The 24981-nt window shown below is 54.3% G+C and carries 24 protein-coding genes; 17 read left to right on the forward strand and 7 right to left on the reverse strand.

Annotated features, from left to right (window positions below; all coding sequences use genetic code 11):
- The first annotated feature begins 4 nt into the window (after nt 1-4).
- Both HZS52_RS10560 and HZS52_RS10565 read left to right on the forward strand, forming a co-directional pair.
- Nucleotides 5-1207, forward strand: a complete 1203-nt coding sequence (locus HZS52_RS10560; protein WP_190374706.1) for a urate hydroxylase PuuD — start codon at nt 5-7, stop codon at nt 1205-1207.
- A gap of 165 nt (nt 1208-1372) precedes the next feature.
- The gene (locus HZS52_RS10565) at nt 1373-2107 is read left to right on the forward strand and encodes a GntR family transcriptional regulator (RefSeq protein WP_190374707.1); all 735 of its coding nucleotides are present in this window, start codon (nt 1373-1375) and stop codon (nt 2105-2107) included.
- Nucleotides 2108-2246: 139 nt separating this feature from the next.
- Here HZS52_RS10565 and HZS52_RS10570 read toward each other — a convergent pair whose 3' ends face one another.
- From HZS52_RS10570 to HZS52_RS10585, 4 genes are all read right to left on the reverse strand, one after another.
- Entirely contained in the window at nt 2247-3458 is a 1212-nt protein-coding gene (locus HZS52_RS10570; protein ID WP_190374708.1) for a hypothetical protein, read from the reverse strand.
- Between the two features lie 282 nt (nt 3459-3740).
- Nucleotides 3741-5219: an NCS1 family nucleobase:cation symporter-1 gene (locus tag HZS52_RS10575; protein ID WP_190374709.1), complete on the reverse strand. Its 1479-nt coding sequence runs from the start codon at nt 5217-5219 to the stop codon at nt 3741-3743.
- A gap of 29 nt (nt 5220-5248) precedes the next feature.
- On the reverse strand, nt 5249-6607 hold the full coding sequence (locus tag HZS52_RS10580; RefSeq protein WP_041158877.1) for an NCS1 family transporter: 1359 nt from the start codon (nt 6605-6607) through the stop codon (nt 5249-5251).
- Nucleotides 6608-6761: 154 nt separating this feature from the next.
- Nucleotides 6762-7514 carry an aspartate/glutamate racemase family protein gene (locus tag HZS52_RS10585; RefSeq protein ID WP_317890287.1) on the reverse strand — a complete coding sequence of 251 codons (753 nt, stop codon included), beginning with the start codon at nt 7512-7514 and terminating at the stop codon, nt 6762-6764.
- A 323-nt stretch (nt 7515-7837) separates the two neighbouring features.
- Between HZS52_RS10585 and puuE the strand changes: the two genes are divergently transcribed.
- From puuE to HZS52_RS10615, 6 genes are all read left to right on the forward strand, one after another.
- Nucleotides 7838-8773, forward strand: coding sequence for an allantoinase PuuE (gene puuE / locus HZS52_RS10590; protein ID WP_009287395.1), 936 nt, complete (start codon nt 7838-7840; stop codon nt 8771-8773).
- Nucleotides 8774-8795: 22 nt separating this feature from the next.
- Nucleotides 8796-9671 (forward strand): MurR/RpiR family transcriptional regulator, encoded by an 876-nt coding sequence (locus HZS52_RS10595; protein WP_190374710.1) that lies wholly within the window; start codon nt 8796-8798, stop codon nt 9669-9671.
- Nucleotides 9672-9993: 322 nt separating this feature from the next.
- A complete protein-coding gene (locus tag HZS52_RS10600) occupies nt 9994-10848 on the forward strand; it encodes a transporter substrate-binding domain-containing protein (protein WP_159177263.1) in 855 nt (284 codons plus the stop codon).
- Nucleotides 10849-10856: 8 nt separating this feature from the next.
- Nucleotides 10857-11534 (forward strand): amino acid ABC transporter permease, encoded by a 678-nt coding sequence (locus tag HZS52_RS10605; RefSeq protein WP_022522259.1) that lies wholly within the window; start codon nt 10857-10859, stop codon nt 11532-11534.
- Nucleotides 11531-12187 (forward strand): amino acid ABC transporter permease, encoded by a 657-nt coding sequence (locus HZS52_RS10610; RefSeq protein WP_022522260.1) that lies wholly within the window; start codon nt 11531-11533, stop codon nt 12185-12187. Before HZS52_RS10605 ends, HZS52_RS10610 begins: the two co-directional genes overlap by 4 nt.
- Complete coding sequence (locus HZS52_RS10615) at nt 12168-12896, forward strand: amino acid ABC transporter ATP-binding protein (RefSeq protein ID WP_022522261.1); 729 nt, start codon at nt 12168-12170, stop codon at nt 12894-12896. Before HZS52_RS10610 ends, HZS52_RS10615 begins: the two co-directional genes overlap by 20 nt.
- A gap of 11 nt (nt 12897-12907) precedes the next feature.
- Here HZS52_RS10615 and HZS52_RS10620 read toward each other — a convergent pair whose 3' ends face one another.
- The gene (locus HZS52_RS10620) at nt 12908-14356 is read right to left on the reverse strand and encodes a YfcC family protein (RefSeq protein WP_022522262.1); all 1449 of its coding nucleotides are present in this window, start codon (nt 14354-14356) and stop codon (nt 12908-12910) included.
- A gap of 247 nt (nt 14357-14603) precedes the next feature.
- On the opposite strand from HZS52_RS10620, the gene HZS52_RS10625 reads away from it, so the two are divergent.
- The 7 genes from HZS52_RS10625 (at nt 14604) to HZS52_RS10655 (ending at nt 20928) form a co-directional block, all read left to right on the forward strand.
- Nucleotides 14604-15434: a bifunctional allantoicase/(S)-ureidoglycine aminohydrolase gene (locus HZS52_RS10625; protein WP_190374711.1), complete on the forward strand. Its 831-nt coding sequence runs from the start codon at nt 14604-14606 to the stop codon at nt 15432-15434.
- Between the two features lie 134 nt (nt 15435-15568).
- Complete coding sequence (locus HZS52_RS10630) at nt 15569-16057, forward strand: ureidoglycolate lyase (protein WP_022522264.1); 489 nt, start codon at nt 15569-15571, stop codon at nt 16055-16057.
- 261 nt (nt 16058-16318) lie between these two features.
- Nucleotides 16319-17794, forward strand: coding sequence for a pyruvate kinase (gene pyk, locus HZS52_RS10635; RefSeq protein WP_190374712.1), 1476 nt, complete (start codon nt 16319-16321; stop codon nt 17792-17794).
- A complete protein-coding gene (gene modA, locus HZS52_RS10640; RefSeq protein WP_041158871.1) occupies nt 17781-18557 on the forward strand; it encodes a molybdate ABC transporter substrate-binding protein in 777 nt (258 codons plus the stop codon). Before pyk ends, modA begins: the two co-directional genes overlap by 14 nt.
- 13 nt (nt 18558-18570) lie before the next feature.
- A complete protein-coding gene (gene modB / locus HZS52_RS10645; RefSeq protein ID WP_027958096.1) occupies nt 18571-19239 on the forward strand; it encodes a molybdate ABC transporter permease subunit in 669 nt (222 codons plus the stop codon).
- The gene (locus tag HZS52_RS10650; protein WP_223828112.1) at nt 19232-20392 is read left to right on the forward strand and encodes an ABC transporter ATP-binding protein; all 1161 of its coding nucleotides are present in this window, start codon (nt 19232-19234) and stop codon (nt 20390-20392) included. Before modB ends, HZS52_RS10650 begins: the two co-directional genes overlap by 8 nt.
- Before the next feature lie 2 nt (nt 20393-20394).
- The gene (locus HZS52_RS10655) at nt 20395-20928 is read left to right on the forward strand and encodes a DUF192 domain-containing protein (protein WP_161463173.1); all 534 of its coding nucleotides are present in this window, start codon (nt 20395-20397) and stop codon (nt 20926-20928) included.
- Between the two features lie 161 nt (nt 20929-21089).
- Here HZS52_RS10655 and HZS52_RS10660 read toward each other — a convergent pair whose 3' ends face one another.
- Together HZS52_RS10660 and HZS52_RS10665 are read right to left on the reverse strand one after the other, a co-directional pair.
- On the reverse strand, nt 21090-21824 hold the full coding sequence (locus tag HZS52_RS10660) for a ParA family protein (protein ID WP_190374713.1): 735 nt from the start codon (nt 21822-21824) through the stop codon (nt 21090-21092).
- Nucleotides 21825-21941: 117 nt separating this feature from the next.
- Nucleotides 21942-22793, reverse strand: coding sequence for a DMT family transporter (locus HZS52_RS10665; RefSeq protein WP_190374714.1), 852 nt, complete (start codon nt 22791-22793; stop codon nt 21942-21944).
- Between the two features lie 327 nt (nt 22794-23120).
- Between HZS52_RS10665 and HZS52_RS10670 the strand changes: the two genes are divergently transcribed.
- Nucleotides 23121-24008, forward strand: a complete 888-nt coding sequence (locus HZS52_RS10670) for a sugar phosphate isomerase/epimerase family protein (RefSeq protein WP_022522272.1) — start codon at nt 23121-23123, stop codon at nt 24006-24008.
- Between the two features lie 47 nt (nt 24009-24055).
- Nucleotides 24056-24955: a hydroxypyruvate isomerase family protein gene (locus tag HZS52_RS10675; RefSeq protein ID WP_022522273.1), complete on the forward strand. Its 900-nt coding sequence runs from the start codon at nt 24056-24058 to the stop codon at nt 24953-24955.
- The last annotated feature ends 26 nt before the right edge of the window (nt 24956-24981 follow it).

Consider the following 24981-nt stretch of genomic DNA (forward strand, 5'->3'; position numbering starts at 1 on the left):
CGTTATGCAAGCGTATCTAATCGATTTTGTTAATTTGCTGCTGCGCTGGCTGCATGTGATTGCGGCCATCGCCTGGATCGGCGAGTCGATCTATTTTGTAATGCTGGATAATAGCCTGCGCACACCGAAAGCTGAGGAAGACCGCCAGAAGGGTGTGTTTGGCGAAATGTGGTCGGTGCATGGTGGTGGTTTTTACCACAACCAGAAGTACGCTACCGCACCTGCCAAGTTACCCAATGATCTGCACTGGTCATTCTGGAAAGCTTACACCACCTGGCTTTCCGGCTTTGCGCTGTTTGTGATTCTCTACATGGTCAATCCGGGCTTCTATCTGGTAAACCCCAATAGTCCCTGGGAGTGGGCAGCCAGCATGACGGGCTGGCAGGCCAACGTGCTGGCGCTGGCATTTTTGCTGGGCGGTTGGGTGGTTTATAATGAGTTATGTAAACGCATTAGCCCCAATATGGATCGCGACGGCCTGCTCAGTGTCGCTGTTGCCGTAATGATGGTGGTCGTTGCCTACCTCAGCACGCAGATGTTCACCGGTCGCGCCGCCTTCCTGCTCACAGGTGCGGTGATGGCGACGGCAATGTCAGCCAATGTCTTCTTCTGGATCATTCCCGGCCAGCGCCGCATGGTAAAAGCCATGAAGGCGGGCGATGCCCCCAATCCTTTGGATGGCAAACGCGGCAAGCAGCGCTCGGTGCATAATACCTACTTCACGCTACCGGTCGTGTTGTTGATGGTGAGTAATCACTACTCCTTTATCTACTCCCACGAGCTTGCCTGGGTGGTGATGGTGCTGTTTATCTTTGCCGGTGCTTTAATCCGTCAATTCTTTGTGTTGATGCATGCAGGCAAAACCCAGCCAGCGTATCCCGCCGTTGGGGTAGGGCTTATTCTGTTAGCGTTTTGGGTGGCCGCACCAAGTTCATCGTCGCCTAGTGGTAATGACGGCGCACAAGGGCCGGATCAGGCACAAATCACCGGTTTGATTGAGCAGCACTGTGTTCAGTGTCATGCTCGCAACCCTGAGCATGCTGGTTTTTCAGCACCGCCCGCGGGGATTGCTTTCGATAGCTGGGATGAAATCCTCGGGCAAAAGGCACAAATTCAGCAAGTAGTGGCCAGCCGCTATATGCCGTTAGGCAATATGACCAACATGAGCGATGAAGAGCGCGATATGATTGCCGCTTGGGAGGAATGATCAGGCTTTGTACGAAAACTGCCTGCGCTCGACAATACTGCGTTAAAAATCGCCTCGAAATGCTCATTTACACCCCGTAAACTCCGCTTTCTCGTCGATTTTTGCCTTGTCTAGTCTTCGCTCGCCGACTTTTCGTACAAACCCTAAGGCCTTGAGAGGATAGCTATGAGTGATGCGCAGGCGCCGGAAAAACGGCGCGCTCCTGCTAAAGAAACGAAAAATAGCAAAGAGGGCGATGAACGCCACGATGCCATCTATCGCTCCGTGAGCGATGCCATTGTCGAGCAGCGCTTAAAGCCCGGCGCACGGTTGCGCGAAGATGCGCTGGCGGAAGTCTTTGGCATTAGTCGCACTGGTATTCGTAAAATTCTGCAGCGCCTGGCGCTGGAGCAGTTAGTCACGCTAACACCGCGCCGTGGCGCCAGTGTTACTCGACCCACCGCCGATGAAGCCAAAGACGTATTCGATGCCCGCCAGTTGATCGAGTGCGGATTAATGCCCGATGTTGCGCGGCGTATGGGCGAAAAAGAAGCGGCAGAATTGCGCGAAATGGCCCGCCAGGAGCGCCAAGCGCTGCGCAGCGGCCAGCAGAGCGTGGCTATTCGCCTATCCGCCGATTTTCACGTGCGCCTAGCGCAACTCTCAGGCAACGCCACCCTGGCGGAGTTTGTCGAACGCCTTTGCTCCCGCTCATCGCTGATACTCGCCGTCTACGGCCATCGCGGCCACCTAGGCTGCGAATCCCATGACCACGATGATCTGATCGGCTACCTGGAAGCAGGCAACGGCGAACGCGCCAAAGCCTTTATGAGCCGTCACTTGAAAGCGATTGAAGCCTCGCTCTCTATGGTCGAAGAGGTGGAGAACGTGCCGGATTTGCAGCAGATATTTGGGGGGTAGCCCTTGCTTACATTTTAATCCTGAATCCAATATATATTTGCGGGTGCTTCAAATGCTTACTGCGCCGCTTTACCAGTGGCACCAATGGACTTTCCCCGTTGTCGCCACTGTACTTCTCTCACTCTGATAGATACAATTTTTAAGCATCATTTTTATTACCATTAGATTTCTTTCTAATGGAATCTGAGTAAAGTTGGAGCAGAGGTTTGAACTTTAAAGCCTCATATCCGTAGCCTGCGATAAGAGACACTATTATTTCTCCTAAAAAGAATAATATAGCGGCATTGCCAGTTGGCCTTATAGTCAAGTGGACAATTATTACCTGCAGAATAAGAGCGCCTAGTGCAATTAGACCACTCATTCTTCCAAAATCATTTTTTTGTACTTTTCCAATAGTAAAGAAACTATCGTTCAGTCTTTTTAACTGATTGATGGTGTAAAGAAACATTTTTCCCCTGTCACCCGCGTTATTTGCCTTTTGGCGAGCTTCAAATATTTTCTTATCAGCTATTAATAACTCTTCCATTTCTGTTTTTTTCAATGGAAGTCGTTCTATGATAATGTTTTTCCCTATTCGACTGTATATTTCGAAAATAACATATAAAGTCTGAACTATTTCTAATGCTATTTTTATAGGGCTTTCAGGGGTTTTTTCTATAAAATTGCTTAGTTTTTCTAAGTTGTGTTTAGTGAAATCAACGCGATTGATAAGAGAGTCAAAATCAAGAGCTTCAAGGTCAAAGCGCATAAATACCAGGGAGATTTCAAGTCGAGTTCCAAAAACTTCATTAAATAATGGGAAATCTTCAATATTCGTTTCATCTAATATTGAAAGCAATTCTTCATGTATTTGTATTACTTTTCCGAATGTTGCTTCTACTTCAGGTATGTCTCCTATATTCATATGGGTTCGTGCTACTGCCAATTCTGCGGCCGCTTTAAAGCTAAGTAAGCTTTTCTTCATTCCTGGTATGAAAAAATTTAATCTTTGGATTTCGTCGCTACTTATTCTTAATAATTTTACAGCATCATGTGCATTCCCTTGTAAAAGAAAAGCTATGCCCTCCGCAAAGTTTGCAAGAGTTGGAACTAAGATTTTTGCTTCTTCATCATTCGTTATATTGATTAGGGGTATTGCTTTGCGAAGTAGTAAGACTGACTGGGAGTGATGACCAGAAAATAATAAGTTAAGCCCTTCTTCTAGAGCCATCATGCGATTTATAAAATCAATTTCTTGTGCTTGACTATCTGTTATTCCAAGAATCTCAGTTGAAGATTTTAAATCCTTTTTTTTTAGATGCTGTAAAGATAATAATAGAGGCGATTTGGTTTCGGTTTTAGATATGTCCATGTTATTGGCCTCTGTTTCTTTTCAAAATTTAAATTTTTAACTTTTTGACTAGATACTTCTCAGAAATATGATCATGTATTCTATCGAGCATACCAGAAAATACGTATTGAGGATCGGAAATATCTCATTTCGCTGAATTTCCATACCGTATAACACTTTACCTTCCAGATCCACGTAAGTCTCCTCATATGTTCCAAAAAGCCTGAGTTAGGCTGCGACCATAAAAAAGCGCCATCAGCTTAGTGCCGATGGCGCTTATATGAGCTTCTAGTTAAGGCCGTCTTAACTTACCTTCTGTTCAGCATAAGCAGGCGCAGCCTTAAACTGACGCATCAAACCGTAGTAGAACAACCCACCTAAGCCTGCACCGATTAGCCAGCCATAGCCGCCAAGCGCGGAAAGGGCGGGTACTAACACGGTAGAGAGAGAGAACAGTGCCGCCACGCCAAAGGCGAGAAGGGCGCGGGTGTTCCAGCCGTTTACGAAGTAGTAGGCGCTGCCCGGTGCTGATGAGAACAGTTCCTGCATGTTCAAGTGCTGACGCTTAATCAGGTAGTAGTCGACCACGATAATGCCGTAGAAGGGCGCGACGATGGCGCCTAGCGCGTTTACAAAACCGGGAACGCCAATCTGGCTGATCACCGAAAGCCATAGTGCGCCGACAAAGAACGCAATTACCGCAGTGATCAGTCCACCCATCTTAAAGCTGATTTTGCTGGGAAACAGGTTGGCGAGGTCGTAGGCGGGCGGAATGAAGTTGGCGACCAGATTGATGCCCACTGTGGCGGCAAAGAAGGTCAGCGCGGCGATAATGGTCAGCGGTAGTGAATCCACCCGCTCAACGATATCGGCGGGGTTGGTCAGCGCCTCGCCAAACAGCACCAAAGTCCCCGCGGTAATAATCAGTGCGATAAACGAGAAAAACGCCACGTTCAACGGCAAGCCCAGCAGGTTGCCTAGCTTCATCTGGCGCTCGGTTTTTACAAAGCGGGTGAAATCACCGAAGTTGATTACCACCGCTGCAAAGTACGCCACCATGGTGCCCACAATCGCCATAAAGGCCGCGATCGAGCTTCCGCTGGTTTCACTGCCACCGCTGAAAATGGTGCCAATGGCGGGGATTAGCTCGCTTCCCGCCTGATACCAGACAATGATCATCAGCGCCAACATCACCACGTAGACCAACGGGCCCGCCCAGTTGAGGAAGTGCTTAATGCGCTCAATGCCTTGCCAGAAGATCGCGATCTGGAATAGCCACACAATCACAAAAGACACCCAGGCCACGCCGGAAAGCCCCAGGAAGGTGCTGCCATTGCCTGCGCCAAAAAAGGCCGTAATCAGCAGGGTGACGGCGGTAGAGGCGAAGTAGGTTTGCACGCCATACCAGAAAATTCCCACGATGGCGCGCAGCATCGCGGGTAGGTTTGCGCCCCGTACCCCCATGCTGGCGCGTACCATCACTGGGAAAGGGATGCCGTATTTAACGCTGGGCTTACCGGTGAGGTTGACCAGAAACATCACGATCACGCCCGCCAGAATAATCGCCGCCATCACCGCCCAGCCGTTCAGGCCGTAGGTTAAAAACAGCGAGGCCGCCAGGGTGTAACCAAACAGGCTCTGGATATCGTTAGACCAAACGTTAAATATCTCAAAGGCGCCCCAGTTACGATCCTGGGGTTTAAGCGGCGCGAGATCCTCGTTATAGAGTGTGGGATCTATGTGCTTAATATCCAGGTCACTAACGTCGTTACTCTCTTTCATCTTATTCGCTCTTCGGTTAGCAAAGGGAGTTACTGGCTAAAGCGCTGGCAGGGAGCCCAGTACTTCATGAGCAGGTAGTAGGTAACACCTGCGGGTATCAGGCTGGCGTACCACGAGATCGCCGAGAAAGAGAGCGCCGCAACAATGCCCACCGCCGTGGCGATGAAAGCGGCTAAGTTCACGCCTTGGTAGGGGCCGGTGGTGTCATAGAGCTTATTGATATCCAGCGTGCGGCGGCGAATCACATAATAATCGACCACCAGAATGGCGAAGATAGGACCCAAAAAGGCGGAATAAGTCTGCACAAACAGCTGGAGGCCTGCCGCAGAACCCGGCTGAACCAGTTTCCAGGGGAAGGTGGCGAAGGCCAGCAAGCCAACGATCACCGTGGCGACCGAGAACTTGATCTTGAAGATGTCCATCAATACATAGGTCGGCGGTACCACGTTGTTGAGTACGTTGGTGGTGACCTGGGCGAAGGCGATGAACAGAAGGGTAGTCATCAGCAGCGGGGTGTTGTCGACGGCGTTGGCAAACACCTGGATAGGGTCGGCGGTGCCAGTAGCTTGCGAGACCATATAGCCGATCAAGCCCATAAACAGCGTGCAGGGCAGAATCGACATGGCGTAGATGGTGGTCAGCAGGCTTTGGGCGGTGCCCTTTTTATGCTCGCGGGAGTAGTCGCTGACGTTGAGCATCATGGTGCTGTAGATGCCCAGGAAGAGCATGGTCGCGCCCCAGAACGGCATGCCCCAGGAGCCTTCCATGGTCAGCAGGCTGGCGGAAAGCTCATCGCCATAGCGCTGCACCGTGGCGTAGAACATATACACCAGCGAGGCGAGGATAAAGGCGCTGCCGATATTCTCTAACCACTTGATGCCCTGGAAACCCATTACCGAAAGACCAATTTGCAGAAACTGGAAGGTAATGAAGTAGAAGATAAGGTTGTCGAAGCCGAACAGGGTAGCCGACACCATATTGAGTGCCCCGGCGCCAATCCAGCTTTGAAAGCCGTACCACACTACCGCTGGCACTGCGCGTACCAAGCCCGGTAAGCGCGTGCCGGTAAAGCCGAACGCGCTGCGCGCCTGCACCATAAACGGAATGCCGTACTTGTAGCCCGCGGCCCCGTTAATGGCCAGGGCAATACCGATCACAAAGCAGCCGATGGCAATCGCCAGGGTGGCTTGTAACAGGTTCAGGGTGCCGACTACGCTTGAGCCCATGGCAAAGGTGCCAATGGAAACGCAGCCGCCGAACCACGCCAGAAAATAGGAGCCGCGCCCCATTATCCGGGTGTGTTGTGGGGCCAGGCTTTCTGCCCCGAGTGCTTTTGATCCAGCATCGGATCGTTCTTCTGACGCAAGAGCCGAGGTTGAAGCGCTCATGTTGTCGTCCTCGCAAGATTGTCGGTTTTTATTAATCCCCGATTAGGTATCGGGAAACGCTTGCGGCGTGGCGTGCTAATGGACGTACTTTTTAAAACTCTATTTAAGCTATTGTTATTAGGTGTTGTTGAGTCACTATTATTTTTTGGAACTGTTATTTAAGCGGTAGCGCAAGATCCGAGAGCTCAGAAAACTTACCGGTAAAGGTCTTTGGCCGTGGGTAGGCAAGGTCTCCATATTTACTGGTATGCAGCCCCAAACTCACCAGTGATTCCGCCAGTTTCAGCGCGGCGGTAACACCTTCTACGACTGGCAGGCCCACTTCGCGGCTGATCTGCTGGGTCAAATTAGCCATGCCACCACAGCCTAAAACGATGGCGCCGATACCGTCCTCATCCCGGGCGCGGCAGCACTCTTCAACAATGCGGGTAAACGCCACTTCAGGGTGGTGCTCAAGATCCAACACCGGAATTTCCGCAGCGCGAATGCGGCGGCAGTGGTGGCTAAAGCCGTACTGCTGTAGCAAGTGCTCGGCGATAATGCCGGTGCGGCCCAGGGTGGTAACAATGGAAAAGCGCGTGCTCACCAGAGTGGCAAGATGAAAGGCCGCTTCAGCGATACCAATCACCGGCGCACGGGTTAGCTCCCGCGCTGCGAGCAGGCCTGGGTCACCAAAACAGGCCACCACATAGGCATCGATGCCGCCTTCGCGTTCGCCTTTTAGAACTTCTTCGGCCACTCCTACCGCACTGATCACTTCGTCGAAATGGCTCTCGATAGAAACCGGGCCAGCGTCCGGCTGTGAAGCGCTCACCGTGGTGCCAGTGCCCGCCTGCTGCTGCGCTGCCTGATGAATAGCAGCGGTCATGGAGGCCGTTGTGTTGGGGTTAATAATGCGTATATGCACGATAGATATTCCGTGTGTAAACAATATGGTATTTCTTGTATACAAAAATAGGGCGGTTTTCTACGTGACGCAAGGGACTAATGAGCAATCGGCAATAAAAAGACAGCTGATAAAACTTGACCATTTGTTCAGGATTCAATGGCTTAACGCCTTTTAAACTGAGAAACGCTATTAGCGTCAGTGGATTAGCGGTCGACCGCGTTGCGGTTGGTTATGAATGTCGCTATTTTGTATACAAATAATTTTCTGTATTGCTGGGCGGCTATTTGCCAATGATCTGCCCGGGTTTGTATGAATGGTTTGTATGAATCAAGGAGCTAGCTATGTCGTCGTCACCTAAGGGCCACTATCCCCGCGATTTGATCGGTTATGGACGCAACCCGCCCCACGCCAACTGGCCAAACAAGGCCAAAATTGCCGTTCAGTTTGTGCTCAACTACGAGGAGGGCGGCGAAAACTGCGTGTTGCACGGCGACTCAGGCTCCGAGCAGTTCCTATCGGAAATTATCGGCGCACCGGCTTATCCGGATCGCCACTTGAGCATGGAGTCGATCTACGAGTACGGCTCCCGCGCCGGGGTATGGCGCATTCTGCGCGAGTTTGAAAAACGCGATTTGCCGCTCACGGTGTTTGGCGTTGCCATGGCGCTGGAGCGCAACCCGGATGTCGCCCTGGCATTTAAAGAGCTGGGCCACGAGATTGCTTGCCATGGCTATCGCTGGATTCACTATCAGGAAGTGCCCGAGCACGTTGAGCGCGAGCATCTACAGCAGGCCATGGAGATTTTTCAACGCCTCTATGGCGAAAAACCCCAAGGCTGGTACACCGGTCGCGATAGTCCCAATACCCGGCGCTTAGTGCTAGACGAAGGCGGTTTCCTTTACGATAGCGACTACTACGGCGACGACTTGCCTTTCTGGACGCAGGTGACCGATAGTCAGGGCGGTGACCACAACCATCTGATTGTGCCCTACACGCTGGACAGCAACGATATGCGTTTTGCCGCGCCGCAAGGTTTCAATACGGCGGATCACTTCTTTACCTACCTGCGCGATGCCTTTGATGTACTTTACGCAGAAGGGGAGGAGGCGCCCAAAATGCTCTCGGTGGGCATGCATTGCCGTTTATTGGGTCGCCCTGGGCGCTTTCGCGCCCTGCAGCGCTTTTTGGATTATATCGAAACTCACGACCGTGTGTGGGTGGCCCGGCGGGTTGATATTGCCCGTCACTGGGCAGAGCACCACCCTGCAACTCGTTAATTAAGCAGTTTAATAGGATGCTATGACGCCGCATATCGGACAGCGAATTACCGCCCAGTTTGACGCGCTAACTGCCCAGGAGCAGCGGGTGGCGAGCTTTATTCTCGATCACTTTGATGATCTGGCGGTGTATAGCGCCGCTGATTTGGCGCGTTTGACCGGGGTATCCAAATCGACGGTTAGCCGCCTATTCAAGCGGCTGGGGTTCGAGAGCTACCGCACCGTTAAAGACCACGCCCGCCAGCTACGTAACCTGGGTGTGCCTTTGGTGATCGACGCCAACGCCATGCAGGAAGAGGCCGGGGCGCCGTTTCAGCGCCATCTGCAGCGGGAGCAGGATAATCTGCAGCGCTGCTTAAATGGCATTGCGGCGGATCAATTTGCGGCACTGGTAGAGCGGTTGGATAGCGCGCGTCATGTGGTCGTGATCGGTTTTCGTAACAGCTACCCGCTAGCGCTGCATTTTCGTCAGCAGCTGATTCAGGCGCGCACCCAGGTGCGAGTGGTTCCTCACCCAAACCAGTCGTTAGCGGAAGAGATCGTCGATCTCACCGACCAGGACGTGGTGGTGCTGTTTGGTTTTCGCCGCCGCCCAGCGGCCTTTGCTTCGCTAATTGACGCACTTGAGCGCTCACCTGCCAAGGTAGCCTTACTGGCTGACCCCACCGCGGTCAATTTCGCCTCACAAGTAACGTGGTTTTTTGAAACGCCGCTGGAAAGCCTCTCCGCCTTCGATAGCTACGCTGCCGCCAATAGCCTGATCTGCCTGATTGCCAACGGCGTGCTGCACCGTCGCCTTGCAGAAGGTCGAGAGCGAATCAGCGCGATCAGCGATGTTTACGCTGATCTTAGTGAGCTGGAAGCGCCTACCATGAGCGTGGATTGGAGCGCTCAATAAGCTAAACCTCCTTTCATGGTGCATACCGTCCTGTTACTGGATGAAAACTGCACCAGAACGTTGCATCTCTCTCCTTTTATACCTTCCTCTCAATGCGGCAATCGCTGCGTTGTGGCTTCGCGTGCCTGCTAAGCTGCTGTTCTAAAAAACGTTAGCCACTTCTGGTATCACTGTTGCTATTAGGTGATCAGGTGAAACGAAAGTTTCTTTGTTAGATTTTATGCAACAAAGCTTTCACTCGCTCTGCATCCCTTACTAATACCGCTACGGCTACTGACTGACCGACATGCCCTTGTCAGGCTGCTCTTATCAGGAGAACACCATGAAATCGCTATCGCACCGCTTCAATCACTCTTTCTCTAACCAATTCAAACGCCTACAGTCCGGTGTTTTAGCCACAGGGCTGAGTGCCGTCGTTGCCCTTGGTGCTATTACCACTAGCCCAAACGTTCAGGCGGATGCGCTAGAAGATATCGAATCACGCGGCACCATCCGGGTAGCTGTCCCGCAAGATTTCCCACCGTTTGGCTCGGTAGGCACCGACTTGCAGCCGCGCGGCTACGATATTGATATGGCCCAATACCTCGCTGACGAAATGGGCGTTCAGCTAGAACTGATTACCGTGACTAGCGCTAACCGTATCCCTTACTTACAGACCGGCCAGGCGGACCTGGTGATCTCTAGCCTGGGTAAGAACCCGGAGCGTGAAGCGGCAATTGATTTCTCTGATGCCTACGCGCCGTTCTTTCTAGGCGTGTTCAGTGCTGATGAAGATGAAAGCGTGGAAGGCCCAGAAGGCCTGGCTGATAAAACCATTGGGGTAACCCGCGGTGCCGTGGAAGATATGGAGCTTTCCAATATTGCCCCGGACTCCACGACGGTGCAGCGCTTTGAAGATAACGCCACCACCATTTCTGCGTTTCTTTCCGGTCAGGTCGATTACGTAGCCACCGGTAACGTAGTCGCCGCCGAAATCGCCGAACGAAACAGCGACCGTGCGCCCTCGCTGATTTATCAGCTCAAAGATTCACCCTGCTACGTGGGCATGAATAAAAACGAGCCAGCGTTAATGGAAGAAGTGAATCGCCTGATCGCACAAGGCCTGGAAGATGGCACCCTGAATGAGCTATCTCAGCGCTGGTTCAGTGCCGACCTGCCTGAAAACTTCGGTAGCTGAGGTTTAGCATGGGGCCAACACTCGATTTTCTTACCCTGTTGCCCTACGCCAGTGAGCTCCTCAAAGGTCTTACCACCACGGTCGTTTTGACCGTGGTGACCACCTTGACGGGGCTAGCGCTGGCGGTGGCAGTGGCGTATTTACGCGTCAACGCGCAGCCATGGGTGCGCTGGGGGCTAGGCGGCTACGTCGAAGTAACCCGCAATACGCCCTTCATTGTGCAACTGTTCTTTATCTTCTTTGGACTGCCGGGGCTCGGCATTAAAATTGATGCCATTACCGCGGCGTTTATTGCCATGACGCTCAACCTGGCCGCTTACAGCGCCGAGATTCTACGCGCCGGTATTAGCGCCACGGCGAAAGGGCAGTTAGAAGCTGGGCGTGCACTGGGCATGACCACACTGCAAAGCTATCGCCATATCGTGCTGGTGCCCGCGTTTGCCAGGGTATACCCCGCGCTGATCAGTCAGTCGATCATTGTGATGCTGGGTTCGGCGGTGGTGTCGCAAATATCGGTATTTGACCTGACCTATGCCGCTAACTTTATCCAATCGCGCAACTTTCGCAGCTTTGAAGTCTACCTGCTGATCACGCTGGTCTATTTGCTCCTCGCCTTCGGCATGCGGCGCAGCTTTATGCTGGTTGGCAAGCGGGTATTCGCCTATCAGCAAGGAGAACAACGATGATTGAGTTCACCTTCTGGGACATTCTGCGCAACCTGCTGCTGGCAACCCGCTGGACCATTGTGCTGTCGTTGATTGCCTTTGTGGGCGGTGCGACGGTGGGACTGCTACTGACCTTTATGCGCCTCTCCAGCAACCGCTGGCTGCAGCGCTTAACGTCTCTTTATGTTGACCTGTTCCAAGGTACGCCGCTGTTGATGCAACTGTTTTTGATCTTCTTTGGCGCTGCTGCCATGGGGCATCCGATCTCTGCCTGGTTGGCGGCTTCCATCGCACTGACACTATTCACCAGTGCTTTTCTATGTGACATCTGGCGCGGCTGTTTAGAGGCGGTTGCCAAAGGGCAGTGGCACGCGGCGCGGGTGCTGGGCATGAACTACTTCCAGACCATGCGCCATGTGATTCTACCTCAGGCGCTGCGGCTTTCGATTCCGCCCACGGTGGGTTTCTCGGTACAGGTCATCAAAGGCACGGCGCTGGCCTCCATCATCGGCTTTGTCGAGCTGACCAAGGCGGGCACCATGCTCAATAACGCCACCTTCGAACCCTTCACCATTTTTGCCCTTGTGGCTCTGCTTTACTTCGCGCTGTGCTACCCACTTTCCTGCTACGCGCGCTATCTGGAGAAAAAGCTCTATGACGCTGGTTTACGTTGATAACGTTCATAAAGCCTTTGGCGACCTGGAAGTGCTTAAAGGTATTAACCTTTCAGTTGCGCAAGGCGAAGTGGTGGCGATTATTGGCCGCAGTGGCTCGGGTAAAAGTACCCTGCTGCGCTGCCTGAATCAGCTGGAAAAACATGACAGCGGCGAGATCACCATTGCCGATAAGCAGCTTGATGCGGCGTCAATGTCGCCCAAAGAGCTGAGTGAAAACGTCGGCATGGTATTTCAAAGCTTCAACCTGTTTCCTCATAAAACCGTGGGTGAGAACGTCTGTTTGGCGCCGCTGGTGGTGCGTGGCGAGGAGAAAGCCGAGGTCGAGAAAGTCGCCCGCGAAGTGCTCGAGAAAGTGGGGCTCTCCGACAAATACGATGCCTACCCGGCGCAGCTTTCCGGTGGGCAGCAGCAGAGGGTCGCCATCGCTCGGGCACTGGCCATGCGCCCCAAAGTGATGCTCTGCGATGAGGTGACTTCAGCACTTGACCCTGAGCTGGTCGGGGAAGTGCTGCGCGTATTGGAAGCGTTGGCGGCCGAGGGCATGACGCTGATTCTGGTCACCCATGAAATGAGCTTTGCACGTGATGTGGCCGACCGCGTGGTGTTTATGCACCAGGGGCGCATCCATGAAGAGGGCGCCCCCAGCGAGCTATTCAGCAACCCACAAACGCCGGAGCTAAAGCAGTTTATCTCTGCCGTGCTCTAGTCGATCCACTTCTAGCCGGTCCACTGGGTTGCCTGGGCGAAAATAAGAAAGCCCAGGGCAATCGCTATCCAGACGCAAAAAAGTGGGAAGAAGAATTTGACCCACTTTTGCCATGGCACACCTGCCAGTGCCAGGGTCGCCATAAAGTAGCCTGAGGTCGGGTATAAAATATTGCCGATACCGTCACCCAGCTGGAACGCCAGCACCGCCGTTTGGCGGGTAACGCCGATGATGTCGGAGAGCGGTGCCATCAGCGGCATGGTGACCAGGGCCTGGCCGCTACCGGAGGGGACAATGAAATTGAAGCCTAGCTGGGCGAAGAACATGCCAATCGCCGAAAGCAGGGTGGGCAGGCCTCCGACGAGGTTGCCAAGCCCAAACACCAGCGTGTCCATGATGTGGCCATCTTCCAGCATCACGGCAACACCGCGTGCGACGCCGGCGATCATGGCGCCGACCAGCACGTCTCGGAAGCCTTGGTTGAAGCCTGCGCATATTTCGTCGGTGTCGAGGCCTGCTATTAGGCCCACAACAATGCCCATGATGATAAACAGGCCTGCCATTTCCATCATGAACCAGCCTTGCTGCAGTACGCCATAGACGAGTACCGCGAAGAAGGCGAAGGTGGCGATGGCCGCGAGCTTCTGGCGAGCGCTGGCGATTAAGGCTGGGCTATTGTCAGCATGTTGATAAAGCGAGCGTTTTTCGGATTCGCTAGTGTCACTGCTCAGCAGGCTAAGTGAAGGTGTTTGATGCACCATACGGGCGTAACGCATAACGAAGAAAATGGCCGCGGCTAACATCACCACAAATGCCACAACGCGCAAGCCATAGCCGGAGTAGAGAGGAAGATCTGAGAGTTGCTGCCCTAGGCCGGTATTGATGGGGTTGAGCACACCCGTCGTGAAACCGACCGTGGTAGCACAAAGTGCCACCGCCGCGGCCGTGACTGAATCAAAGCGCAAGGCAATCATCAGCGGCAAGATGACCGGCACATAGACCAGCGCCAACTCTTGGGTACCGATAACCGTCGCTATGAGGGCAAAAACCGTCATCAACACGGGGATAGTGAGCAGGTTCTGTCGCGCAAAGCGGCGCGTTAGCTTGTCCACACCTATTTCAATAATGCCGGTGCGCCTTAGCACCATGAACATACCGCCGATCATGAAGGTGAAAAAGACAACTTCACCGGCACTCATTAAGCCATTGGGGATCGCCAGCATAAAGTCGACGATGCCAACTGGTGACGAAGCGATCTGCTCATAAGAGTTCGGGTCGATAGTGATGCGCCCATTCGGGCCAGGAACACGCTCGAACTGCCCGGCCGGCACAAAGTGCGTTGCTATCGCGGCCAGGGCGATAAATATGAACAGAACCGCGTAAATGTCAGGGATCCGGCACCAGCTTTTCTTGGGCGTGGGGCGATCTGAGGAAGACGAAGAGGGGGTGTTTTGGGACATGCTATGCCTCGCGTTTGTTATAAGTAGCTGACCTGAGCAGCGGTTAGCGGGCGTCACGCCGCGCTGAGGTTGCTGTTTTTGGACATGCTCGTATGATCTTAGAATTATGAAACGAAAGTTTCTAAAGAAGTTACTATTGGGAGGAGTGTTTCACAAGAGCTTTGTTAAAGATTGCTTTATTGTGGTTAGCTAATCTTGTATACAAGATGAATAACTTGTGTTTTTACTAAGTCAAATAGGTTTAAAAATGCCAGCTACTTACTACGCTCCCACCGGCGGGCACCCGCCGCAAACGCAAATCACCGCTGATCGCGCCGTGTTCACTGAAGCGTATGCGCTGATCCCCAAAGGCGTGATGCGCGACATCGTCACCAGCAATCTTCCCTTTTGGGAAGGCACCCGGCTGTGGGTGCTGGCGCGGCCGCTGTCGGGGTTCGCCGAGACGTTCTCCCAGTACATTATGGAAGTCCAGCCCCAAGGGGGCAGCGATAAGCCTGAGCCAGACTCCCAGGCGGAAGGCGTACTGTTTATTGTGGAAGGTGAGTTAACGCTTACTTTGTCGGGTGAGCGCCACACCCTGCAGCCCGGCGGCTATGCGTTTATTCCCCCTGGCAGCTCGTGGCAGGTGCGCAACGAATCCAACGCGCCGGTACGTTTCCACTGGGTACGCAAGGCCTATGAGTTTGTGGAAGGGCTCGAGGTGCCAACGGCGTTTGTCACCAACGAGCAGGACATTGCGCCTATCGAAATGCCGGGCACCGAAGGACGCTGGGCCACCACACGCTTTGTCGACCCTGCGGACGTTCGCCACGATATGCATGTGAATATCGTTACCTTTCAGCCCGGCGGCGTAATTCCTTTCGATGAAACCCATGTCATGGAACACGGCCTTTACGTGCTCGAAGGCAAAGCGGTTTATCACCTGAATCAAAACTGGGTAGAAGTGGAAGCGGGCGATTTCATGTGGTTACGCGCCTTCTGCCCCCAGGCTTGCTACGCCGCTGGCCCAGGGCCGTTCCGATATCTGCTGTATAAAGATGTTAATCGCCATCCTGCTCTTCGTCTGGGGGCTCGTTAAAACTGGTTGCTCCAGCTTTTCAAGCAGGCAGCTTTAAAGGGTCGCGAGCTAAAGCTGCCTCCCACTAGTGCATTTATCAGGCTGGAAGTAGCCATGCCACGCTGAGTAACAAAGAACTTTAGAAGGATACAACAATGCTAGAGCTAAAAGCCGAGCCGTTGACCGCAGAGGCCTTCGCCCCTTTTGGCGATGTGATTGATGCGCGCACCTCAGCGTCGTTTCCCATCAACGCCGGGCGCACGCAGCGCCACCATGATCTTGCCAAGGTGGAAACACTGGGTGAAAACGCTCACACGCTGATTAATATCTTCGTGAGCCAGCCGATTACACTGCCGTTGGAGCTAACGTTTTTAGAGCGTCACCCCCAGGGCAGTCAGGCGTTTATGCCGCTGCACCAGGAGCGCTTTATTGTGGTGGTAGCCCCACCGGGGGAACATATTAACCCTGCAGACGTGCGAGCTTTTGTCACCGATGGCCGCCAAGGGGTGAACTACCGAGCAGGCACCTGGCACGCCATTCAATCGGTGCTGGAGCGTGAAGGCGAGTTTTTGGTAGTGGATCGGGGCGGTGATGGCAATAACTGCGATGAGTTTCCTCTCACGATCACCGTGACGTTGACTTAAACCAACCTCCTGCGTTGCACTGCTGTCATATAGAGCGCGTTAAACTGGTAAGCTAGGCTTTGTCTGAAAAGTCGGCGAGCGAAGGCCAGACAAGGCAAAAATTGGCGAAAAGACGGAGTTTACGTGTTGTAAATGAGTACTTTGAGCCGATTTTTAACGCCGTATGGTCGAGCGCAGCCAGTTTTCAGACAGAGCCTAGGGTTACTGAGTAGAATTACTTAATAAAAGTCACTACACGCTAAATTGCATGGTTGGAACATTATGAACGCACTGCACTTCTCCTCGATCCGTCGTACCAAAATTGTCGCCACCCTTGGGCCTGCCAGCGACCGGGAAGGCGTATTGGAAGCCATGCTCAAGGCGGGTGTCGATGTGGTGCGTCTTAACTTCTCCCATGGCACAGCGGATGATCACCGCCGCCGACTAACCGAGGTACGTGAAATAGCCGCCAAGCTAGGCCGCAGCGTCGCGGTGTTGGGTGATCTACAGGGGCCCAAAATTCGTATTGCGCGGTTTAGAGATGGGGCCGTGGTGCTTAAAGAGGGCCAGCCGTTTATTCTTGATATGGCTCTGGATGGCGATGCGGGCGATATGCATCAAGTCGGCTGCGACTATAAAACCTTGTCCCAAGACGTTACCGCCGGTGACCGCCTGCTGTTAGATGACGGGCGCTTAGTGCTGGATGTGGCCCGTGTTGACGGCCAACAGGTGCATACCACCGTGGTCGTGGGTGGCAAGCTCTCTAACCATAAAGGCATCAATAAGCAGGGCGGCGGACTCTCGGCTCCGGCATTGACCGAAAAAGATAAAGAAGACCTTAAGACCGCCGTCGAGATTGGCGTCGATTACCTGGCCATTTCTTTTCCCCGCCATGCTGAAGATATGCTCGAAGCACGCCGCTTATTAGGTGAGGCGGGTAAAGAGATTGGCCTGGTGGCCAAAGTCGAACGTGCCGAAGCCGTAGCGGATGATGCCACCCTGGATGGCATTATCGAAGCTTCTGAGGCGGTCATGGTGGCGCGCGGTGATCTAGGCGTAGAAATTGGCGATGCCAAGTTGGTCGGCGTGCAAAAGCGCATGATCAAACGAGCACGTTCGCTAAATCGTGCGGTCATTACCGCCACGCAAATGATGGAGAGCATGATTTCAGCGCCTCTTCCCACCCGCGCTGAGGTGTTTGACGTGGCCAACGCGGTGCTGGATGGCAGCGATGCGGTCATGCTCTCGGCGGAAACCGCGGCGGGCGACTACCCGCTGGAAACCGTAGAAGCCATGTCACGTGTTTGCTTGGGGGCTGAGCGGGAAAAAACTGCCCAGGAGTCCGGTCACCGTATTCATGAAGGCTTTTCCCGCCCTGACGAGACCATTGCGCTCTCCGCCATGTACGCGGCCAACCATATGACCGGCATTACCGCGATTGCCTGTATGACCTCATCGGGCTATACACCGCTGATCGCTTCGCGCATTCGTTCGGGCCTGCCGATTGTCGGCTTGGCGCATAATCCCATTGCCCAACGCCGCATGGCGCTCTACCGCGGTGTTGTTTCGCTACCGTTCGATACCTCCGAAATGAGCGCCACCGAGCTAAACGACCGGGCCCTCGAGATGCTGGTTAAGACCGGTATCTCCAAACCTGGCGACCATGTAATCCTAACTCGCGGCGACCATATGAACGCCCATGGCGGCACCAATACCATGAAGGTAATGGAGATTACTGACGAGCATGCTAAAAGCTAAATTAGCGCATGGGTTGCTGCTCGCCTGCTTGCTTCTGATAGGTTCCCCTGCGCAGGCGGAGGCGCCTATCGTGGCGGCGGCCTCTGATCTACAGTTTGCGCTGACAGAAGCCGCCGAGCAGTTTCAGCAGGAAACCGGCCACGCCCTACGGCTAAACTTTGGCTCGTCAGGCAACTTCCGGCGTCAAATTGCCCAGGGCGCGCCCTTTGAGCTCTATCTCTCTGCTGACGAGAGCTACGTTCAAGCGCTTTATGAGGAGGGCTACACACAAGATGAGGGCGTGATTTACGCCATTGGTCGTTTAGTGTGGCTGCAGCGCGCAGGGCGTGGTGATTTACCTAACGAGGAGACGCCGCTTGAAGCGGTTAAAACCGCGTTAGAGGCGGGGACTACTGAGCGCATCGCCCTGGCCAACCCCGAACACGCCCCCTATGGCGTGGCGGCGCGGCAGGCGCTTGAGTACGCCGGGCTTTGGGAGCAAACAGAGCCGCTGCGGATACTGGGCGAAAATGTCTCCCAGGCGGCGCAGTTTGCGCTCTCCGACGATGCGCGCGGTGGGCTGGTGGCTTACTCCTTGGCGCTGGCTCCCACACTAGGTGAGCGAAGTGAGTACGTACTTATCCCTGAAGAGTGGCATAGCCCACTACGCCAGCGAATGGTACTGACCAATCAGGCTGGAGATATTGCCACGGCCTTCTATCAGTGGTTGCAAGAGGACGAGGGACAATCCATTTTGCGTACCTACGGGTTTAGCGTCGAATAATGGAAGGAGCATAATGGATTGGTCGGCGCTTTCTGTCTCATTACGCCTAGCAGCGTTCACCTGTCTTATCCTGCTACCCATCGCTATTTGGCTAGGTCGCTCTCTGGCCTATGCGCGTTTCCGCGGCAAAGGGCTATGTGAAGCGCTGATCGCATTACCGCTGGTATTGCCGCCTACCGTACTGGGCTTTTATCTGCTGTTGAGCTTTGGCCGCGACGCGCCAGTGGGCTCGTTTTGGGCAGCAATGACCGGTAGCGGGCTGAATTTCACTTTCACTGGCATACTATTGGCCTCCCTGATCGCCAATTTGCCGTTTGCCGTGCAGCCCATTCAGCGTGCCTTTGAACATGTGCCCCACAACCTGCGTGAAGCGGCTTGGTGCAGTGGGCTAAGCCCTTGGCAGACGCTGCTGCGCATCGAGCTGCCCTTGGTGTGGCCAGGCATTATGTCAGCGGCAGCGCTTACCTTTGCCCATACGCTGGGCGAATTTGGCGTCATCTTGATGGTGGGTGGCGCCATTGATGGTGAAACCCGCACTCTCGCCATTGCCATCTATGATCGCGTCCAGGCCTTCGATGAACAGGGCGCTGCACAGATGTCGGCGCTGTTGCTGTTGGTATCGTTTATTACCTTGGGGCTCGTCTATGGTCTGGCCGGGCGCAGGCGGTGGGTACGTGGCTGATTCGCGCATCACAGAGCCGGTCTCTGGGCCGATTGCAGGGTTGAGCGTGGCGGTCAATCAAACGGGGCCGATTCCACTGGCCGCCGAGTTTGTTTGCCAACCCGGTGAACTGCTGGCGCTGGTAGGGCCATCGGGCAGCGGCAAAACCACGCTGTTGCGCATCATTGCCGGGCTTTATCGACCCCAGGGCGGGCGAGTGGAGTGCGCTGGAGAGGTTTGGTTTGACGCCGAATGTAAGCATTCACTCTCGCCCCAGCGTAGACAGGTCGGCATAGTGTTTCAGGACTATGCGCTATTTCCGCACCTAACCGCCTCGCAAAATATTCAACTTCCTCTGCGCCACCTGCCCCAACCGCAACGCCGTGAACAGGCCGAGCAGTGGCTAGCCAAGGTGCGTTTAGACGGGCTGGGCAAGCGCTACCCCAACGCGCTTTCGGGGGGGCAGCGCCAACGTGTGGCGCTGGCCCGTGCCTTGGCCCGCGACCCCAAAGTGCTGTTACTCGATGAGCCGTTTTCGGCGGTGGATCAAGTGACCCGGCGGCGGTTGCAGCGCGAGCTGGCGCTGTTGCGTCAGCAGATCGACATCCCTATTGTACTGGTGACCCACGACCTGGAAGAAGCCGCCGCGCTGGCCGACCAAATCTGCGTGTTGCATAACGGCGTCAGCCTGCAGCAAGATGCTCCTGATGTGCTTTTTCGTCGGCCGTTGTCGCCGCTGGTGGCGCGCTTGTTAGACCGCCATAATCTGTTTGAAGGGGTAGTGGTGGATGAGGAGGGCAAGCGTCGGCTGCGGTGGGGCGAAAATTATCTAGAGGTAGCCGAGGGGTTAGATAATCTGACGCTGGGTGAAACAGTCACCTGGTACTTGCCGCCCTCCGATATTGTGCTTCACCGTCGCGGCCGTCCTTCACACGGCGAGCGGGAGAACCCGGTCGTTGCCACCGTTAGCGAACTGGTCGTACTGGGCGGCATCACTTCAGTTTCGCTAAGCGTCGATCACGGCGATATGTTACGTTTTGATATTGCTACCCATGCCGCCCGGCGTAATCAGTTAACCAGCGGCGCCGTGGTGAAGGTTTCGCTGCTGGCAGCAGGCATTTACCTTTTGCCAGGCCACCGAGTTCGCGCAGATGCGCATGACAAAAGGAAGTAAGCATGGATCCCACGCGTCGCACGCTGCTTAAGGCGTCTTTACTGTTACCGATGGCGGCACTGCTGCCGATGTCGCTACTCAGCTCGTTTGCTTGGGGGCAGGCATCTGCGCAAAAGATGCAGACGCTGGCGCTGGCTATTCACAGCGAGGGCGGCCCACATCGTCTAGAGGTTGAAGTGGCGGAAACGGCTTCGCAGCGTCAGCGCGGGTTAATGGGGCGTGAGAGCTTGCCCGAAAAAAGTGGCATGCTGTTTCGCTTTGAGAACGAGCAGTCGGCCAACAATGCCTTTTGGATGTATCGCACGCTAATCCCTCTGGATATTGCCTTTATCGATAGCGATGGGCGGATTGTGGCGATTAATACCATGCAGCCCTGTGAATCCTCGTCGCCGAGCGACTGCCCCTCTTATCCAGCAGGTGCGGCTTATCATTCAGCGCTAGAGGTTAATGGCGGCTACTTTGCTGAGCGCGGTATCAAAGTAGGGGACTGTGTTTCTATTCCTGAAGAAGCCGGTTTCTGCCAGCCTGGAGATTAAACTGGGCGGCGGCGAAACCTGACCACGATCAGAGCTATACCCTCGACCACTAAGCCGCCGCCGACTCGTTTATGCACGCCTAGGCTGTCGTCCATTAACAGCGCGCCGGTACCTCTTCCGCCTGCTGCAAGCCAATTAACAGCAGAGCGAAGCTCAGAAGGTCATTGCATACGCTGCGCGATCTCTCGCCACAGCGCGGTGTAGGCGCGACTGCCCCGACTGCTGCGGGCGAAATGCCCGACCGGAGCGCGTTCGATACCCATACGCTCGACCTCACTGGCGTTGGGCACGGTCGTCGATAGGCGCCTCGGCCAGCGTTCGCTGAGACTCTCCATCACCTGGCGGTGCAGGGTCTTGCGACGGTCGGCGAGGGTCACGAATGGCCAGATCGGGCAGGCATGGTCGACCGCGTCGAGATGACCGTCCAGTTGCTCAAGAGTGCGCAACGACAGGGTGGTCGGTACCATCGGCACTAGCAGGGCATCGACGCTTGAAAAGATCTGCTCGGCGAGTGCCGACAGGCTCGGCGGGCAGTCGAGTATCACCAGGTCGTAACTGCTCATCACCGGCTTGAGGATCTTACGCAGCCGGCTGGGTTTGCGGGTTTCCATCGACGCTTCCAGGTCACGCGAGCCCAGCGCCGCTGGCAGCAGGTCGAGCCCTTCGATGTCGGTCTCGCGGATCGCCCGGTCGAGATCGGCCTTGCCCTTGACCAGTTTGCCGACGCCACCACGCACTTTGGGTTTGCTGCGTAGATAGAAGGTGGTGGCGGCCTGCGGATCGAGATCCCACAGCAATACTCGCCTGCCGTCGCGTGCCGCTTCGGCGGCGAGGTTGACGGCGGAGGCGGTCTTGCCCACGCCCCCCTTGATACTGTAAAGCGCCAGCATCTGCATAGGGAACTCCCGGCTTGGTGACTGTTCAGTCTAACTGATTGGCCTGAGTGGATATGTGACGTTTCGATGACGGCGCTGCTGCCGATGTCGCTACGCTGATTTCCCTCGATATGACCTTTATCGGCGGCGGCGAAATCTGATCACAATCAGGGCTATACCCGCGACCACTAAGCCGCCGCCCACTAGTTTATGCACGCCTAGGCTGTCGCCCATTAACAGCGCGCCTAGGCCGACTGCCAATACCGGTACGAGTAGCGTCATGGGTACCACGCGATTAACCGGGTGACGGAGTAAAAGCGCATACCAAATCCCGTAAGCGACAATCGACGACATTACGGCGGTGTAAATCATCGCCCCCCAGCCTAACCAAGTTGCTTGCTGCATCGCCTGCCACTGACCGCTCTCAAATAGCCATGACCCCAACCCTACCTGAGGCACCGCGAACAGCGCCACCCAGCCTGCCAACGCCATCGGCGCAATGGGCGGGCCACGCTTGATCAACAGCTGCGACACCGCCCAGCCCATGGCACTGCACAACAGAATCGCCAGTGGTAAAGGAGAGGGCAGCGTTGGCCCACCGGCCAGTACGACTACCCCAGCAAAAGAGAGTAGCAGCCCGACAATCCGTTTGGGGCCTAGCTTCTCTTTTAGAAAGATGACCGCTAGCAATGTGGCAAAGGGCGTGCCCATCTGTACTAAAAGCGCGCCGGTACCTGCTTCTGCATGCTCCAAACCAATAAACAGAAGAGCGAAGTGGAGGCTGCCGAAGGTGATGGATAACAGTAGCAAAAACGGCAATTGCACTCGCGCCACCGGGTAGAAGGGCACCAGCAGAACTGCGACCAGCATAAAACGTAGGGTGGTCATCAATAGCGGCGGTAGCTCCGCTACACCGACCTTGATAACAATGATATTCAGCGCCCAAATGGCGATAACAAAGAGGCCGAGCAGCAGGTCGCGTAGTGGCACGTTGATGTCCGTTGGTGGATGGAAACGATAGCCATTGTATCAGCTTGGGAGACGGCAAAAATAATAGTGAAATGAGCCGTTGGTAAGCGCCGCTACTGCTTGATACCAAAGTATTAGGCTTTTCTTTAATAGTCTATATGTTGTTGATAATAAATTGGTTATGAATTGACTTGTGTGAGTATTAAGTCCTTTTTGTCCCCCTTAAAAGCGGTAAACAAAGCGGCTGACTTGCACATTTTACTGAGATGTTCTAAAAAAATGTAACCGATTACATTTTTGCGTCGGCGCTTTCACAATATATAACAATCCAACAACAATGAGGTGGATATGGATACCCCGCTACGCCCAAAGCGTTTGAGTTCACAGGCTCTGCTGGCTGCTAGTGCAGTGGCGCTGTCGGTGCTGAGTGTACCTGGCGTTGTTCAGGCTCAACAAAGTAGCACAGCAGAATTACCCATTGCTGTTCAAATGTATACGCTGCGTGATTTTGGCAATTTGGAGGAGCAGTTAGCCGCCGTAAATCGGGCGGGAATCTCTGCCATTGAGACGGTGGGCACCCAGGACGTGACAGCCGAAGAACTCAACGCTTTGTTAGAAGAGCACGCGCTTGAGGTGATCTCAAGCCATGTGCAACTAGATGACCTGCGCAATCGCTTGGACGAAACGGTGGCTTTCAATCAGGCGGTGAGTAACGACACCTTAACAATGCCTTATCTAGCCGAGGACGCACGCCCTAGCGATGCCGAAGGCTGGCAGGCGCTGGGTAAAGAGCTAGGTGATATTGCCGCTGAGCTAGATGCCGAAGGTGTCCGGTTGGCGTACCACAACCATGATTTCGAGATGGAAGTGTATGACGGTAAAACCGCGTTAGAGCATCTGTTTGATGCTGCTGGATCTGATCTGCTGGCGGAATTGGATATCGCCTGGGTGGCACGTGGCGGGTTTGACCCGGTTGAGTATGTCTCGCGTTTCGATGGCCAACTGTTTGCTGTTCACGCCAAAGATAATGCTCCAGAAGGCACCGCCGAAGAAGAGGGCGGTTTCGCCACACTCGGGGAAGGTGTACTGGATTGGGATGCAATCTTGCCTGCCATCGAGGCCGCTGGTGTTGAGTGGTACATCATCGAACACGATATGCCACTCGACGCAGAAGCGGTGATTACCGAGGGAAACAGCTTCTTACAGGAAAAACTGACAGCGCTTCGAGAAGAGTAATGCACGCCTAGGCCATCTCATTTAGATGACGAACGCGAGGATGTTTTATGAAGCGCTACCTTATTGATCGGCGTAGCCTGCTGCGCCACAGCGTTACCGGTGCTATTGGGCTGGCGGCGCTACCTCAGCTTGGATCTCAAGCCCTAGCTGACGATATGCCTTCTCAGCGAGCACTAAAAGGCAATATCCACCATTCAGTCGCTCGTTGGACATTCGATTTTCTGTCTCTGGAAGAGCTTTGCCAGCTTTCAACTGAGTTGGGTATTACGGCGATTGATCTGGTGGGGCCAGAAGAGTGGCCTGTGCTTCAGCGGTATGGGCTCGACTCTTCCATGTGTAATGGCGCTGAGTTGAGCCTTGAGGATGGCTGGGGCGATACCCGCTTTCACTCAGAGCTGATTGAGCGATACCTTCAGCATATCGATCTGGTCAGCCAGGCGGGCTACACCAATCTCATTTGTTTTAGCGGCAATGCCCGGGGTATGAGCCCTGAGCAGGGTTTGCAAAATGCCGAAACGGGACTGAAGCAGATTCTTACCCAGGCAGAGGCAAAAGGCGTGGTGCTACAGATGGAGCTGTTCAACAGCAAAATCGACCACCCCGATTACCTTTGTGACAACTCTGCATGGGGGATCGAGCTTAGTCGACGGCTTGATTCGCCCAACTTCAAGCTGCTCTATGACATCTATCACATGCAGATTAGTGAGGGCGATGTCATTCGCACTATCCGCGAAAATCATCACTTTTTCGGCCATTACCATACTGCCGGGGTGCCTGGGCGCCATGAAATAGACGACACCCAAGAGCTTAACTACCCCGCAATTTGCCGCGCTATTCGAGATACCGGCTTTCAGGGCTATATCGCCCAAGAATTTCTCCCTGACCGTACTAGCCAACAGGCAAAAATAGAATCACTCCAGGCAGCTATTCAGCGCTGCGATGTGTGATTCGACGCGAACAACAACACAATAAG

It is taken from the genome of Vreelandella titanicae, from assembly GCF_014697095.1.
Classification (GTDB): Bacteria; Pseudomonadota; Gammaproteobacteria; order Pseudomonadales; family Halomonadaceae; genus Vreelandella; species Vreelandella titanicae.